Here is a 13,478-nt window from a genome sequence, read left to right as displayed (position 1 = left end):
AACCCGCCCGGCGGGAAGACCGCCGACCGGGCCGGTGCGGCGGGTCATCAGTTGCCTCCCCCTTGCGCGCCGGTCTGGTCGGCGGTCTTCCCGCCGGGCGGGTTGATGCGGGTGGAGATCGGGCCGTTGGGCTGGAGCGGGCCGAGGCCGGTCAGCACGCCCTCGATCCACTTGCCGTTCCCGCGCACGTTCGCCACGCCCTCGAAGGTCGGGCCGAGCAGCGACAGGTCGGTGTTGAGGACGTCCATGTTCGGCGCGAGCCTGGTCGTCAGCAGGTGCAGGTTGTCCAGCAGGGTGTCGAGCTGCCGCTGGTTGCGGGAGATGGTGTTCGACAGCGTCCGGACCGTCCGGCTGCCCTGCCCGACCGTGGCGGCGAGCTGGTCGCGGCGGTCCACCAGGACGCGCAGCAGGACCCGGCTGTTGTCGATGATCTCCCGGAGCCGGTCCTCCTTGGCGGCGAGCGTCGCGGTGATCGTCTTGGACCCCTCGACCAGCTTCTCGACCTCGGGGTAGGAGTCGTTCAGCGCCCGCGACAGCGACTGGATGTTGCGGAGCATCTCGTTCAGCTTCGCCGCGCTCGGCGACTTGATCTTCGCGACCTCGGTCAGCAGCTTGTCGATGGACTTCTCGTCCAGCCGCCCGATGATGTCGTTGGCGCTCTGCAGCGCGTCCGGGACGGTGAAGGGGACCTTGGTGCGGTCGAGCGGGATCCGCCGCCGCGACTCGGGCAGGCTCGCCATGTAGGGCCGCGCGACCGGGCCGGTGAGCTTCAGGTAGCGGCCGCCGAGCAGGGTGGTCGTCTCGATCGCCGCGTGGGTGTCGGGGCCGAGGTCGATGCCCTTGTTGACGTGCCAGCTCACGATGACCGTGCCGGTGCGGAAGTCGGGGCGGACGCCGGTGATCCGGCCCGCCTTGACGCCCGCGACCCGGACGTCCTGCCCCTTCTTGACGCCGGCGGTGTCGGAGAAGACGCCGCTCATCGTGTACCCCTGGTCGAACAGGTGCAGTTGGCCGACCGCGAACGCGAACACGCAACCCGCGCCGATGACGGCGAGGGTGCCCACGGCGACGAGCTTCTGGTTGACGTCCCGCAGCGAGGGGAACAGCGGCATCGTCACCGCCCCCCGTTGAGGATCGACTTGAGTTTGGCGAGGTCCTGCCGGGACGGCCCGGGGTTGCCCGGTTCGTTCGGCAGCCGCATCGGGAACGGGCAGGGGCCCTCGACGAGGTTCAGGCACATCACGTCGGTGCGCAGGAAGTGGCCGCCGTTGCTGGTGGCGAACAGCTGCCGGAGCGGGACGGGCAGCGTCCGCACCATCTTCTCCAGCTGGTCCACGTTGATCCGGAACGTGCCGCTGAACCGGCCGAGGTTGTCGATGATCCGGGCGAGCTGGGCGTCGTTGCCGCCGAGCACCGCGTTGAGGTTGGTGGTCACCCCGGACACCTGGACGACGGCGTCCTCCAGCACCTTGCGGTTGGCGGCGAACACCTTGACCAGGTCGCGCAGGTTGTCGACGCTCTGCGAGATCTGCCGGTCCCGGACGGCGACCGCGTCGGTCACGGCCGAGTAGTCCTTGATCATCTGCTGGATGGTCTGCTTGCGCGTGCCGAACGTGCGGAGCAGGCCGTCCAGGTTGGTGATCATCGTGTTGATCGCGGTCTCGTTGCCGTCCAGGGCCTGCGACAGCGCGAACAGGATCCGGTTGAGCTGGTTCGGGTCGAGGTTGTTGACCAGCGGCTGGATCGAGTTGACGATCTCGCCGAGGTCCACGGCCGACCGGGTGTGCGGGACCCGCGCGCCGCCGTGCAGCATCGTCCGGCTCTGCCCGGGTTCGAGGTAGACGACGCGCTGGCCGAGGACGTTGCGCCAGCGGATCGCGGCGGTCGAGTCGTCGGGGATCCGGGCGTCCTTGTCCACGGCCATCCCGACGACGGCCCGGCCGCGCCTGACCTTGATGCTCCGCACCTGGCCGACCGGCGTCCCGGCGATCTTCACCTGGTCGCCGGTGAGCAGCCCGGTGACGTCGTCGAACTCGGCGGTCAGCCGGTACCGGTCGTTGAAGCTGGTGCCGAGGATCTGCTGCCCGATGAAGAACGTCAGCAGCCCGGTGACCAGGACGAACGCCAGGAACTTGGCGGTGGTGGCGTAGTCGGGCCCGCGACCGGGGCCGCGCCGGCGGGCGGTCCGGGGGCTCACGGGCGCATCACCCGCTTCAGCCCGTCGGCCGGCTGCTCCACGTTCGCCTTCTGGTCGAAGACCGTGGTGGTCGGCGGCTTGGGGCAGACGTCCACGAACACCTTGCAGGGGTCGAGCGGCAGCGGGCCGACCACGTTGGCGATCATCGTGCCGTTCGGGCCGGGCACCTTGATGACCTTCACCAGCAGGGTGAAGAAGCCGTTCAGGTCGTCCAGCAGCACCGGGATGTTCTTCTGCTGGCCGTGCACGACGTGCGCGGCGTCGCCCGCGCCGTCGATGAAGCCGCCGATGTTGCGGCCGTGGTCGCGCAGCGAGTCCCCGACGCGTCCGGTGAGCTCGCTGGTGCCGTCGAGAATCTGGTTGATCTTGTCGGGACGGCCGTAGACGACGGGCGAGATCCGGTTGACGTCGCCGACGATCCGGTCGATCGTCCCGCCGCGCGCGGCGAGCGTCGGGGCGAGCCCGGCGACGTTGGCCATGATGGTCCGGAGCTGGTCGCGGTCCTGGTCGGTCGCGTCGATGACCTTCGCGCCGTTGGACAGGGCGCGACGGAGGGCGGGCCCCTGGCCGTCCAGCCCGGCCGACAGGCTGTGCAGGATGGTGGCCAGCTCGTCCGGGTTGATGGCCTTGGTGAGGTTGTAGGCGGGCCACGCGGTGTCGGACAGCTCGACCGGGTCCTTGCCCTGGCCGAGGTCGGCGTTGTTGCGCAGGTACGGGCCGGTGGTCTCCTGCGCGCCGAGGTCGAGGACCAGGTCCTTCGGGCCGAACACCGACACCGGCTCGATCCGCGCGGTGGTCGTCCGCGCGAGCCGCACGCCCTTGTCGACGCGCATCCGGACCGACACCCGGCCGTCCCGCCCGAGCCTCACCTTCTGGACGGTCCCGACGGTGATGCCGCGGATCTTCACGTCCGACTTGCCCGGGTCCAGGCCCTGGCCGGCGCGGTGGAACTCGGCGGTGTAGTAGGTCGAGCCGGGGTTGGACGGGGTCGCGCCGAGCACCAGCCCGGCGACCGCGGCGGCGATCGCCCCGGCGCCCGCCGCGCCGAACAGCGTCCGGGTCCGGCGGGAGAGGGTCTCGTCGCTCATCCGGTCAGCCTCACCGTGCCGCCGTGTCCCCAGAAGATGTAGCTGAGCAGCAGGTTCATCAGGATCATGAGGATCGTGGACTCCCGGATCGCGCGTCCGGCCGCGACGCCCACGCCGACCGGCCCGCCGGCCGCGTGGTAGCCGCGGTAGCAATGGACGAACATCACGATGAACGCGAAGATCGCCACCTTGATCACGCTGTACAGCACGTCGATCGGCGGCAGGTAGAGGTGGAAGTAGTAGTCGTAGATGCCGGGTGACAGGCCGTAGACCGACACCGAGATGAACCGGGTCGCCCAGAAGGCCATGAACAGCGAGACCAGGTAGAGCGGCACCAGGGCGATCACGCCGGCCGCCACCCGCGTGCACACGAGGTAGACCAGCGAGTTGATGCCCATGACCTCCAGCGCGTCGATCTCCTCGGAGATCCGCATCGCGCCGATCTCGGCGGTGAAGCTCGTCCCGACCTGCGCGACGAGGGCGACCCCGGCGATGATCGGGGTCACCTCGCGGACGTTGGAGTAGGACGCGACCAGGCCGGTGAACGCCTCCGCGCCGATGCGCTCCAGCCCGGGATAGCCCTGCTGGCCGACGATCGCGCCGGTGGCGAGCGACATCGTCGCGATCACGAAGATCATGCCGCCGCCGATCACCAGCGCGCCGACGCCGACGGTGATGTCGCTGACCTGCTTGGCGAGCGTCCGGCCGTACTTGCGTCTGAGGATGATGTCGAACAGCAGCCCGTACAGCACCCGGCCGAGGAAGACCGGCAGGTTGAACGAGGCGGCCATGCCCGCGGTCCGGCCGCGCACCGCGCGGCCGATCCGCCGGACCGGGGAGAGGGCGACCATTCAGTACCTCGGGGGGAACATCAGAACCTCGGGGGGAAGAGGACCTGGTAGATCGTGGTCAGGATGTAGTTGGAGGCGAACACCACGATCGAGGTGACCACGACCGCCCGGTTCACCGCCCGTCCGACGCCCACCGGCCCGTAGTCACAGTTCATGCCCATGTAGCAGGCGACCGCGGCGGCGATGAAGCCGAACACCCACGCCTTGAACAGCGTGATCATCAGGTCCGGGAACTGCAGCAGGGTCGTCGCGCCGTCGAAGAACGCGCCGGGACTGACGCCCTGCTGGATGACGTTGAAGTAGTAGCCGCCCAGCGTCCCGGCGAGGATCACCACCGAGGCGAGCAGGACCGACACCGTGCTGGCCGCCCACAGCCTGGGGGTGACCAGGCGGTGGATCGGGTTGATGCCCATGACCTCCATGGCCGCGAGTTCGTCGCGGATGTTGCGGGCGCCCATGTCGGAGGTGATGGCCGAGCCGCCGACGCCGGACACCAGCAGCGCCGCGGCGAGCGGCGCGACCTGCTGGACCATCGCGGCGATCAGCAGCGCCCCGGTCGCCGACGCGGCCCCGAGCTGCCGCGCGATGTCCCCGACCTGCAGCGAGATCGTCGCGCCGAGCGGGATCGCGATGAGCATGACCGGGACGGAGGTGACCCGGGCGAGGAACCAGCACTGCTCGATGAACTCGCCCCACCACTGCCGCACGTCCCAGGTGCGGCGCAGGCCCTCCAGGAACGTGACGCACAGCAGGCCGGTCTCGTCCAGCGCGCGGGCGGCGCGCCGGCGGGCGAGGTCCGGCACGCCGGTGAGGCTCAGGGCCATCTCGCCCCCGGGGGGCCGGGGCGACGCAGCATTCGTGCCTCCTGGGGTGTCTCGGACGGCGGGGGTCCGTCCGACGGAGCACTGTGGGTGGAGCACTGGTCGTGGAGCACTGATCGGTCCGGTCGAGCACACAGGTGGCAGCAGCATCACACGGACACACCGGCAACGCCTGTGATCTGGAGCACTCTATGGGAGAAAGGTCTAAGAAGCGAGTACTTACTTCATGCGGCGTCCGAGGTTAGGATCTGCGGGTGCACCAACACCTCGACGGCTCCGCCCCTGGTCCGGAGGGACCGCCGGACGGACCGCCGGCCGACCCGCTCGTGACCGGCATCCACGACCGCTGGGACGGCCAGGGCCTGCCCGGGCAGCCGTGGCCGTTCATGGCCATCTGCTCGGTCGGCCGCCTCTACCAGCTGATCCGCAAGGCCCTGGACGACGAGCTGGAGAAGTCCGGGCTGAGCCGCACCGGGTTCTTCCTGCTCACCACGCTCGCCCTGACGTCCACCGGCCGCGCCCGGCTCAGCACGCTCGGCCGGTTCCTGATGCTGCACCCGACCTCGGTGAAGCTGACCGTGGACCAGCTGGAGGCGGACGGCCTGGTCTCCCGCTCCCGCCATCCGCGGGACCGGCGCGCCACGCTCGTCCTCGTCACCCCGTCCGGGCGCGACCTCGCGGGCCGGGTGAACCTCGCGCTGGAGTCGCCGGACGGCCCGCTCGGCCAGCTCGCCGGGCTGTACCGCCCGCTGTTCGAATCGCTCCAGCCGGCGCGTCTGGCGGCGGGCGACCTGGAGGTATGAACGCCCGGCGCGGAGGGCGTTCCCTGCGGTGCGGCCCGTCCGCCAGGGCGGCCCCGGCGCGGTGTGAGGGAGCCGACACAGGGCGCCGTACCAGGGGTTTGGCGGACATCCCACTCTGACCTTGAGGCAAGGTATGGGGCATGGCACGGTCCCGAACGAGTCCCCCGCCGTCCCCGTCACGTCCTCCGCGACGCCGCGGACGACGCTCGTCCGGACGCTCCGCCAAGCGCTCACCGGAGCGCTCGGACGAGTATCCGGCGGAATACCTGGACGCCCCGAACCCCTGGGAGCGCCCGCCCGGCAAGGTGCGCAAGACCTGGCGGGTCCTCACCCACAACGCGACCATCACCGTCGTCGGCATCGCCGCGATGCTCGTCGCGATGGTGTGGGTGATCCCGAAGTGGATGGGTCCCGGCGAGCCGCCCAAGGCCGCCGACGGCGGCATGTTCTCGACCAACGACATGCTCGCCAAGCTGTCCTCGTCCAGCATGGACCCCGTCGCGGCGGGCGTCATCGCGCAGGCGAAGAAGAACGCCTACGAGCAGCAGCAGCGCCAGTTGCGGCAGCTCCGGGAGAAGGCCAAGCGGGACGCGAAGGCGCGCGAGCAGCTCAAGCTGCAGCAGGAGCGCGAGCGGCTCGCCAAGTCCAACCCGAGCGCCAAGCAGAACAAGGCGTGGGGCAAGAAGATGAGCGCCATGAAGGGCTGGGGCCGCTGCTGGGACTCGCTGGAGACGCTCTGGGAGCACGAGTCGAGCTGGGACGAGCACGCGACCAACCCGTCCAGCGGCGCGTACGGCATCCCGCAGGCGCTGCCCGCGGACAAGCTCGCCGACGCCGGCCCGGACTGGAAGAACAGCTCCCCCACGCAGATCGCCTGGGGTCTGGCCTACATCAAGGCTCGGTATCACGACCCCTGCGGCGCCTGGTCGTGGTGGTCGGCGCACCACTGGTACTGAGAGCATCGGACGATGCAGAACGGTGGGGCGCCGGCGTCCCGGCAGTGGGCGCGCGCGGACGCGACCCGGCGCGCGCTGCTGGACGCCGCGCAGGAGGTGTTCGCCGACCGCGGCTACGCGGACGCGGGCATCGCCGAGATCGTCGAGCGGTCCGGGATCAGCGTCGGGAGCCTCTACCACCACTACGGCGGCAAGGCCGGGCTGTACCTGGCGCTCTGGGAGGAACTGAGCGGCGAGCAGGAAACCCGCGCCGCCGAGGCGGTGGCGGCGGCCCGCGCGTCCGGTGAGGACGACCCGATCGCGCTGTTCGTCGCGGGCGCGCGCGGCTATCTGGAGACGTGCTGGGAGCGGCGCGAGGCTGCGCGGCTGTTCCACGCCGGGGAGGGGCCGTCCGGGTTCTCGCTGATGCGGCGCGGCCGGGCGCAGCGGTGGATCGAGCGCAACACGCGGCTGCTGCTGCACCGCGAGGACGGCGGCGACAGCGCGACGTCCGTACTGAGCATGGTGCTGACCACGGTGATCGGCGAGGCGGGCCGCGAGATCGCGCTGGCGGACTCGGCGGCCGCCGCCGCCGAGATCATCGACGAGGTCCTGCGCATCCTGCTCCGCCTGGCCGGCTGAGGCCCGCCGCTGAGCCTGGTCGGCTGAGCCCGGAACGCCCCTACCTGCGACGATGCGCGAACCGCCGCGAACGGGCGGCGCGCGGACCGGTGAATCCGGCCGGAAGCCCCTGTGGCAAGGCGATGCCGAAGATCGGGGATCGGGTGTCGGGATGATGGCGCGGAGGTTACGCTGACCGTCGCGTCATCGAGGTCTGACACCCCCAGTGATCATTTCGGAGAGCCGACGGCCGATGCCGACATCCACATGGTTCCGCCTGAACGTCGCCAAACGCGAGCGGGTGCTCGAAGCGGCGATGCGCGAGTTCGGCGAACACGGCTACTCGACCGGCAGTCTGAACACCATCGCCCGCGAGGCGGGCATCGCCAAGGGCTCGCTGTTCCAGTACTTCCGCGACAAGCTGGAGTTCTTCGGCTTCGTGTGCGACGAGACGTCCCGGCGCATCCGCGAGGAGATGGAGCGCCGCATCGCGCGGCTCGACTTCGACCAGCCCTTCGACGGCTGGCTGTTCGACACCCTCTGCGAGTGGTCGGAGTACTACGCCGACCACCCGCTGGAGCGCGGCGTCACGGCGGCGACCAACTTCGAGCTCGACAACGGCGTCCGGTCGGTGATCCGCGAGACCGCGAACCAGCACTACCTCCAGGTCATCGACCCGGCGCTGAAGCTGTGGAAGGAACGCGGCGACATCCACCCGGACGCCGACGTGGACGTGCTGGCGTCCGTCCTGCTGATGACGCTGCCGTTCCTGGCGCTGGCCCCGTACTACGACGGCATCGACCCGGTGCTGAACCTGCGCGGCCGGACCCCTGCCGAGCAGCGCCCGATGATCCGGCAGATCGTGGCGGGCATCCGTCCCATGTTCGGCCCCACCACCTTCGGCTCCGCCGCGTCCTAACCGCGCCGGATGTCGGCGACGAGCACGTCCATGTGCCGGACGAGCCGACGCGCCACACCGGGCAGCTCGGCCGATGGGGTGTCGGCGGTGAGCACGCGGGGGTTCTCCAGCCGCCGCAGCCGTCCGAGCCGCTCGACCCCGGCCTCCCCCGCCGCGAGCACGTTGCGCACCCAGTCGCTGCCCGCCCCGTAGGGAAGCCCGACCACGAGCGCGCCGCCGTGGCGGAAGGCGAGCACGGGCGTCCGGTATTCACGCCCGGACGTCCGTCCGCGATGCACGATCACCGCGTAGGGCGGCAGGTACGGAGCCCAGAGCCCTTGGAGCGGGTTGGTGACGATCCGGTTGAACCGGGCGAGCGACCGAGGCAGCAGCGCGTCCTTCATCCCTCCATCCTGCCCCGCGAGCGGCGTACGGTCAGGGCCGACGCGGTCCCGAGCGGTTTCGCCCCGAGCGGTTTCGCTCGGACGTTGGGTGTTGGGTGGGGGCGTGGATCGTGAGTTTCGTGAGGCGCTCGTCCATCAGGCGCGGGCGGTCCGGCTGCTCGCCGGGTTCCTGCAGGACGACCTGCCGCCGCTGCACTGGACGATCGGGGACGGGGCGTCCACGCACCAAGTCGAGCTGACCGGGCTCATCCTCGCTCCACGGGCGGGGAGGGTCCGGGCGCACCTCATGCCCTGGGCCGGGCACCTGGGGCTTTCACTGAGCTCGGAGCGGACACCTCGGGTGGTGGAGTTCTCCGCGTCGTCCGGGCGGGACGGGATCGGCCTCGCCCTCTTCGGGGCCGCGCCCCGGTGGCGGAGCGGGTTCGGACGCCGACCCGCGGCCTGGACTCCCCCGCCGTTGACGGGGGACGGGGCCGAGGAGACCCGGCACGCCCAGGCCCGCCTCGTGGCGACGCTCGGCGAGCTGGCCGAGAACGATCTCCCGGTGCTCTCCTGGCACGTCCCCGACCGGACTGAAGAAGGCCGGTGGCGTCTGGTGGGAGAGATCTCGGAGACCGGGCCGGACTCCCGGGCCGGCGTCGACGAGGCCGGGAGTGTCGCCCGCGAGGCCGTGCACCGCTGGGGGCGCTTCCTGGAAGCCGACCCGATGGAGGAACGGCTCGGCAGGACGTACGTCAGGATCCGCTCATCCTGGAAGGGAACCGACATCGTCATTGACGCGGACTGGCCCAGCTGAGGCCGGGTCGGCGCTGGTGGCGGACATATGCCGAGCGGCGCTGCGGTCCGGTGGGGTCCGGATTGCAGCGCCGCGATTTTCGGAGTGGGGGTTGCTACATCGGGGTGGGTGGGGCCTTGGCCTCATCGGGGGTTCACCGGGTGGTGAGGCGCTCGAGGAGCCAGGCGGCGAGCATGGCGGTGGAGAGGGCCACGCCGAGGATGGCGACGGAGGACCAGCCGCCGTGCGTCCAGGCGAGGGAGGCGAGGGCGGAGCCCGCCGCGCCGCCGACGAAGTTGCCGGTCATGAAGGCGGAGTTGATGCGGTTGCGGGCCTCGGGGCGCAGCGCGTAGACGACGTTCTGGTTGCTGATGAGCAGGGCCTGCTGGGCCATGTCCAGGGCGACGATGCCGACGATGAGCCAGGCGAGGCTGTGTCCGCCGAGCGCGAGGGGCAGCCAGGAGACGAGGTAGACGACGGCGCCGATGCCGGTGACGGCCTGGACGCGGCCCCGGTCGGCGAGGCGTCCGGCGATGTTGGCGACGACGGAGCCGAGGGCCCCGAACAGGCCCATCAGGCCGATCGCGCCTTCGCTCCAGCCGTAGGAGCCGCCGGAGAGCAGGAAGGTCAGGGACGTCCAGAGGGCGGAGAAGGCGGCGAAGGAGAGCGCGCCGATGGCCATCCGCCAGCGCAGGACCGGCAGTTCGCGCATGAGGGTCGCGACGGAGCCGAGCAGCTTCGGGTAGGAGAGGCCGGCCGGGGTGTGCAGGGTCGGCAGGTTGCGGCGGAGCAGGACGGCCATGAGGAGCATCAGTCCGGCCTGGACCCAGTAGACGGTGCGCCAGCCGCCGAGTTCGGCGAGCGCGCCGGAGATGGTGCGGGCGAGCAGGACGCCGAGGAGCAGGCCCATCATCACGGTGCCGACGACGCGTCCGCGCTCGGCCGGGGCGGCCAGGGACGCGGCGAACGGGACGACGACCTGCGCGGCGACCGAGGCCAGTGCCGTGAGGGCCGTGCCGACGAGCAGCACCGCGCCGTTGGGGGCGACGGCGGAGACGAGCAGGAACCCGGCGGTGAGGAGGTAGAGGGAGACCGCGAGGCGGCGGCGCTCGAAGAGGTCGCCGAGCGGGACGAGGAGGAACAGGCCGATGCCGTAGCCGACCTGCGCGGCGGTGACGATCAGCCCGGCCATGCCGGTGCTGAGGCCGAGGGAGCCGCCGATGAGGTGGAGGAGGGGCTGGGGGAGGTAGTTGGACGCCACCGTCAGTCCGGTCGCGACCGCCATGAGGAGCAGGAGTCCGCGGCTGAGGCCGGAGCCCTCGGCCGCCGCCCGCTGTGCCGCGGGCCGCTGAGTCATGATCGCCATGGCACGAGGATGCGGCCTGACCCATTGATGAGTCCAACGCATTCTTTTCATCGGATCAATCGCGATTGTAGATTGATCCGATGGACCTTCAGCAGATGCGCTACGTCGTCGCGGTGGCCGAGGAGGGCGGGTTCACCCGGGCGGCGGAGCGCTGCCGGGTCGTCCAGTCGGCGCTGTCGCACCAGGTCGCGCGGCTGGAGCGGGAGCTCGGCGCGCGGCTGTTCGAGCGGACGAGCCGGCGGGTGCGGCTGACGCCCGCCGGGGAGGCGTTCCTGCCCGCGGCGCGGCAGGCGCTGGACGCGGCGGAGCGGGCGCGCGCGGAGGTCGCGGCGGCGTCCGGGGAGATCCGGGGACGGCTGGCGATCGGCGCGATCACGACGGTGGCGGCCGTGGACCTGCCGTCCCTGCTGAAGCGGTACCGGGAGCGGTATCCGCACGTGCGGATCACGCTGCGCGCGGGCATCAGCGAGGAGCTGATCGAGCAGGTCAGGGACGGTTCGCTCGACATCGGGTTCCTCGGCCTGCTGCCCGGGACGATCCCGAAGGGCGTGAGCGACCGGGAGCTGGAGCACGGGAACCTGGTCGCGGTCGTCGGGCCCGAGCACCGGCTCGCGGACGAGGCCGAGACCGACCTGGCGTCGCTGGCGAACGAGACGTTCGTGGACTTCGCGGCGGGGACGATCGGCCGGTCGCAGTCCGACCAGGCGTTCGCGGCGGCGGACGTGCAGCGGGACGTCGCGTTCGAGGTGACGTCGCCCGAGTTCATCGCGGAGATCATCCGGCAGGGCCTCGCGGTCGGGATGCTCCCGGCGAACTACGCGCGGCGGCTGCGGGGCGTGCGGAGCCTGTGCGTCCGGGACGCGCCGGGCCGGGTGGAGCGCCTGATCTGGTCGCGCCACCGGCCGAGCCCGCCCGCCGCCGCGTTCCTGGAGTTCCTCGACGTCGAGGTCTAGCGGGTTCCGCAGAGGGCGTGGTCGATGAGGGCGGAGGCGGCGTTCTCCTGCTGGACGGCGTGCTCCATCGTGTCCTCCAGCATCGTGGACATGGAGATGACGACGCTGCGACGGCCGCCCGCGGTGACGGCGTTCCGGGTCTTGTAGCCGAGGATGTCGCCGCTGTGGAAGGAGTAGGTTCCGCCGCAGGTCAGCGGTCGGGTGAAGAGGCCGAGGCCGTCCTCGGCGCCCGGCCAGACCTCGGCGAGGGGGCCCTGGACCGGGACGCTCCGGCGCATCTCCCTCTGCTCGGCCGGGCGCAGGAGCCTGCCCGCGTCGAGGGCGCGGAGGAAGCGGTCGAGGTCGGCGGTGGTGCTGATCAGGCCGCCCGCGGCTCCGGCCCACGCGCTGTCGCGGTTCTCGGTGACGTCGGTGAGCCCGCCGGTCTCGAAGAGCTGGTAGCCGCGGGCGTGCGGGCCCCGGATGCGCGGCGACTCCCCCGGGAAGGTGGTGTCGTCCATGGCGAGCGGACGCAGGATGCGGTCGCGCACCTCCACGTTCCAGGGGTTGCCGGTGACCTTCTGGATGATCATCCCGAGGAGCAGGTAGCCGGTGTTGCAGTAGCGCCAGCTCGTGCCGGGCCGGAAGTCCGGGGCGTGCCGCATGGCGCGGGCGACGAACTCCTCGGCCGTGTGGGTGTCGAGGCGGTGCAGGGCGTAGGACTCCGGCGAGTCGATCCCGGGCATGTCGTCGTGCAGGCCGCTGGTGTGCTGGAGCAGGTTCCGGACGGTGATCTTCCGGCCGTCGTTGCCGTCGCCCCGCACGACGCCGGGCAGGACGCGCTCGACGGTGTCGTCCAGGGAGAGGCGTCCCTCGCCGACGAGTTGCAGGACGGTCGTCGCGGTGAACGTCTTGGTGACGCTCGCGATGCGGAACCGTCCGCTGGTCGGGACGGGCCGTTTCGTCCGGATGTCCGCGACGCCGCTGGTCACGACGTGCGAGCGGCCGTCCGGTCCGGTGACGCGGGCCTGGACGCCGGTGACGCCGAGGTCGCGGATGGCGTCGGCGTCCCGCCGCAACGCGGAGGGGGCGGCGGCCGAGGCCGGGACGGCGGACGCCGCGACGGCGGCGGCGGCGAGGGCGAGGAGTGCGGGCATGCGCACGTCGGGCCTCCAGGTGAGAGCGTTCTTGATCAACTCCCTCGACGCTAGGTTCCGCGCCGGAACGGCACGACCGGCCGTGCCCCCGCTTCGGTGGTGGTGCCCGCTACACCCTCACGCGCCGGGGACGACGAGCCCGGATTCGTAGGCGGCGATGACCGCCTGGGTGCGGTCGCGCAGGCCGAGCTTGCCGAGGATGCGGCTGACGTGCGTCTTCACCGTCTCCTCGCTCACCACCAGGTACGCGGCGATCTCCGGGTTGGAGAACCCCTCGGCCATCGCCCGCAGCACCTCGGTCTCGCGCGGCGTCAGCGCGGTGAGCGCGGACGCCGTGCTCCTCGGGCGGCGGCGCGAGCGCGCGAACTCCTCGATCAGGCGGCGGGTGACGCCGGGGGCGAGGAGGGCGTCCCCGGCGGCGACGACGCGGACGGCCTCGAAGAGCCGTTCGGCGGTGACGTCCTTGAGGAGGAAGCCGCTGGCCCCGGCGGCGAGCGCGTCGTAGACGTACTCGTCCAGCTCGAAGGTGGTGAGGATGAGGACGCGCGGGGTGTGGTCGGCGGCGCGGAGGCGTTCGGTGGCCTCGATGCCGTCCGTGCCGGGCATGCGGACGTCCATGAGGACGACGTC

15 protein-coding genes are annotated in these 13,478 nt (G+C 71.4%); 6 read left to right on the top strand and 9 right to left on the bottom strand.

What is annotated here, in order from left to right; all coding sequences use genetic code 11:
* Positions 1-47: 47 nt before the first annotated feature.
* The 5 genes from AB0J52_RS10230 to AB0J52_RS10210 are packed head-to-tail and all read right to left on the bottom strand — an operon-like array spanning position 48 to position 4,960.
* Positions 48-1,112, bottom strand: a complete 1,065-nt coding sequence (locus tag AB0J52_RS10230) for an MCE family protein (protein ID WP_500181255.1) — start codon at positions 1,110-1,112, stop codon at positions 48-50.
* A gap of 2 nt (positions 1,113-1,114) precedes the next feature.
* Positions 1,115-2,197 carry an MCE family protein gene (locus tag AB0J52_RS10225; protein WP_500181254.1) on the bottom strand — a complete coding sequence of 361 codons (1,083 nt, stop codon included), beginning with the start codon at positions 2,195-2,197 and terminating at the stop codon, positions 1,115-1,117.
* Positions 2,194-3,285, bottom strand: a complete 1,092-nt coding sequence (locus tag AB0J52_RS10220; protein ID WP_500181253.1) for an MlaD family protein — start codon at positions 3,283-3,285, stop codon at positions 2,194-2,196. The genes AB0J52_RS10225 and AB0J52_RS10220 overlap by 4 nt, the downstream gene beginning before the upstream one ends.
* Positions 3,282-4,136, bottom strand: a complete 855-nt coding sequence (locus AB0J52_RS10215) for an ABC transporter permease (RefSeq protein WP_500181252.1) — start codon at positions 4,134-4,136, stop codon at positions 3,282-3,284. The genes AB0J52_RS10220 and AB0J52_RS10215 overlap by 4 nt, the downstream gene beginning before the upstream one ends.
* A gap of 20 nt (positions 4,137-4,156) precedes the next feature.
* Positions 4,157-4,960, bottom strand: a complete 804-nt coding sequence (locus AB0J52_RS10210) for an MlaE family ABC transporter permease (RefSeq protein ID WP_500181251.1) — start codon at positions 4,958-4,960, stop codon at positions 4,157-4,159.
* Between the two features lie 251 nt (positions 4,961-5,211).
* On the opposite strand from AB0J52_RS10210, the gene AB0J52_RS10205 reads away from it, so the two are divergent.
* The 4 genes from AB0J52_RS10205 (at position 5,212) to AB0J52_RS10190 (ending at position 8,235) form a co-directional block, all read left to right on the top strand.
* Complete coding sequence (locus AB0J52_RS10205) at positions 5,212-5,760, top strand: MarR family winged helix-turn-helix transcriptional regulator (protein ID WP_500181250.1); 549 nt, start codon at positions 5,212-5,214, stop codon at positions 5,758-5,760.
* 140 nt (positions 5,761-5,900) lie between these two features.
* Positions 5,901-6,716 carry an aggregation-promoting factor C-terminal-like domain-containing protein gene (locus tag AB0J52_RS10200; protein ID WP_500181249.1) on the top strand — a complete coding sequence of 272 codons (816 nt, stop codon included), beginning with the start codon at positions 5,901-5,903 and terminating at the stop codon, positions 6,714-6,716.
* A 12-nt stretch (positions 6,717-6,728) separates the two neighbouring features.
* The gene (locus AB0J52_RS10195; RefSeq protein ID WP_500181248.1) at positions 6,729-7,337 is read left to right on the top strand and encodes a TetR/AcrR family transcriptional regulator; all 609 of its coding nucleotides are present in this window, start codon (positions 6,729-6,731) and stop codon (positions 7,335-7,337) included.
* 232 nt (positions 7,338-7,569) lie between these two features.
* Positions 7,570-8,235 (top strand): TetR/AcrR family transcriptional regulator, encoded by a 666-nt coding sequence (locus AB0J52_RS10190; protein ID WP_500181247.1) that lies wholly within the window; start codon positions 7,570-7,572, stop codon positions 8,233-8,235.
* On the opposite strand, the gene AB0J52_RS10185 is transcribed toward AB0J52_RS10190, so the two are convergent.
* The gene (locus AB0J52_RS10185; protein ID WP_500181246.1) at positions 8,232-8,618 is read right to left on the bottom strand and encodes a nitroreductase family deazaflavin-dependent oxidoreductase; all 387 of its coding nucleotides are present in this window, start codon (positions 8,616-8,618) and stop codon (positions 8,232-8,234) included. The genes AB0J52_RS10190 and AB0J52_RS10185 overlap by 4 nt on opposite strands.
* A gap of 103 nt (positions 8,619-8,721) precedes the next feature.
* Between AB0J52_RS10185 and AB0J52_RS10180 the strand changes: the two genes are divergently transcribed.
* Entirely contained in the window at positions 8,722-9,414 is a 693-nt protein-coding gene (locus AB0J52_RS10180) for a hypothetical protein (RefSeq protein WP_500181245.1), read from the top strand.
* A gap of 133 nt (positions 9,415-9,547) precedes the next feature.
* Here AB0J52_RS10180 and AB0J52_RS10175 read toward each other — a convergent pair whose 3' ends face one another.
* On the bottom strand, positions 9,548-10,759 hold the full coding sequence (locus tag AB0J52_RS10175) for an MFS transporter (RefSeq protein ID WP_500181244.1): 1,212 nt from the start codon (positions 10,757-10,759) through the stop codon (positions 9,548-9,550).
* An 80-nt stretch (positions 10,760-10,839) separates the two neighbouring features.
* Here AB0J52_RS10175 and AB0J52_RS10170 point away from each other — a divergent pair, with 80 nt between their 5' ends.
* Entirely contained in the window at positions 10,840-11,712 is an 873-nt protein-coding gene (locus AB0J52_RS10170) for a LysR family transcriptional regulator (RefSeq protein WP_500181243.1), read from the top strand.
* Here AB0J52_RS10170 and AB0J52_RS10165 read toward each other — a convergent pair.
* Together AB0J52_RS10165 and AB0J52_RS10160 are read right to left on the bottom strand one after the other, a co-directional pair.
* Positions 11,709-12,887, bottom strand: coding sequence for a serine hydrolase domain-containing protein (locus tag AB0J52_RS10165; protein ID WP_500181242.1), 1,179 nt, complete (start codon positions 12,885-12,887; stop codon positions 11,709-11,711). The genes AB0J52_RS10170 and AB0J52_RS10165 overlap by 4 nt on opposite strands.
* Before the next feature lie 78 nt (positions 12,888-12,965).
* Positions 12,966-13,478 (bottom strand): LuxR C-terminal-related transcriptional regulator (locus AB0J52_RS10160; protein ID WP_500181241.1); only part of this gene is annotated, 513 nt, incomplete at its 5' end.

It is taken from the genome of Spirillospora sp. NPDC049652, assembly GCF_040675125.1.
Classification (GTDB): domain Bacteria; phylum Actinomycetota; class Actinomycetes; order Streptosporangiales; family Streptosporangiaceae; genus Spirillospora.
The sequence above is the reverse complement of the archived record's forward strand: the minus strand, read 5'-3'. Positions and strand labels throughout refer to the sequence as shown.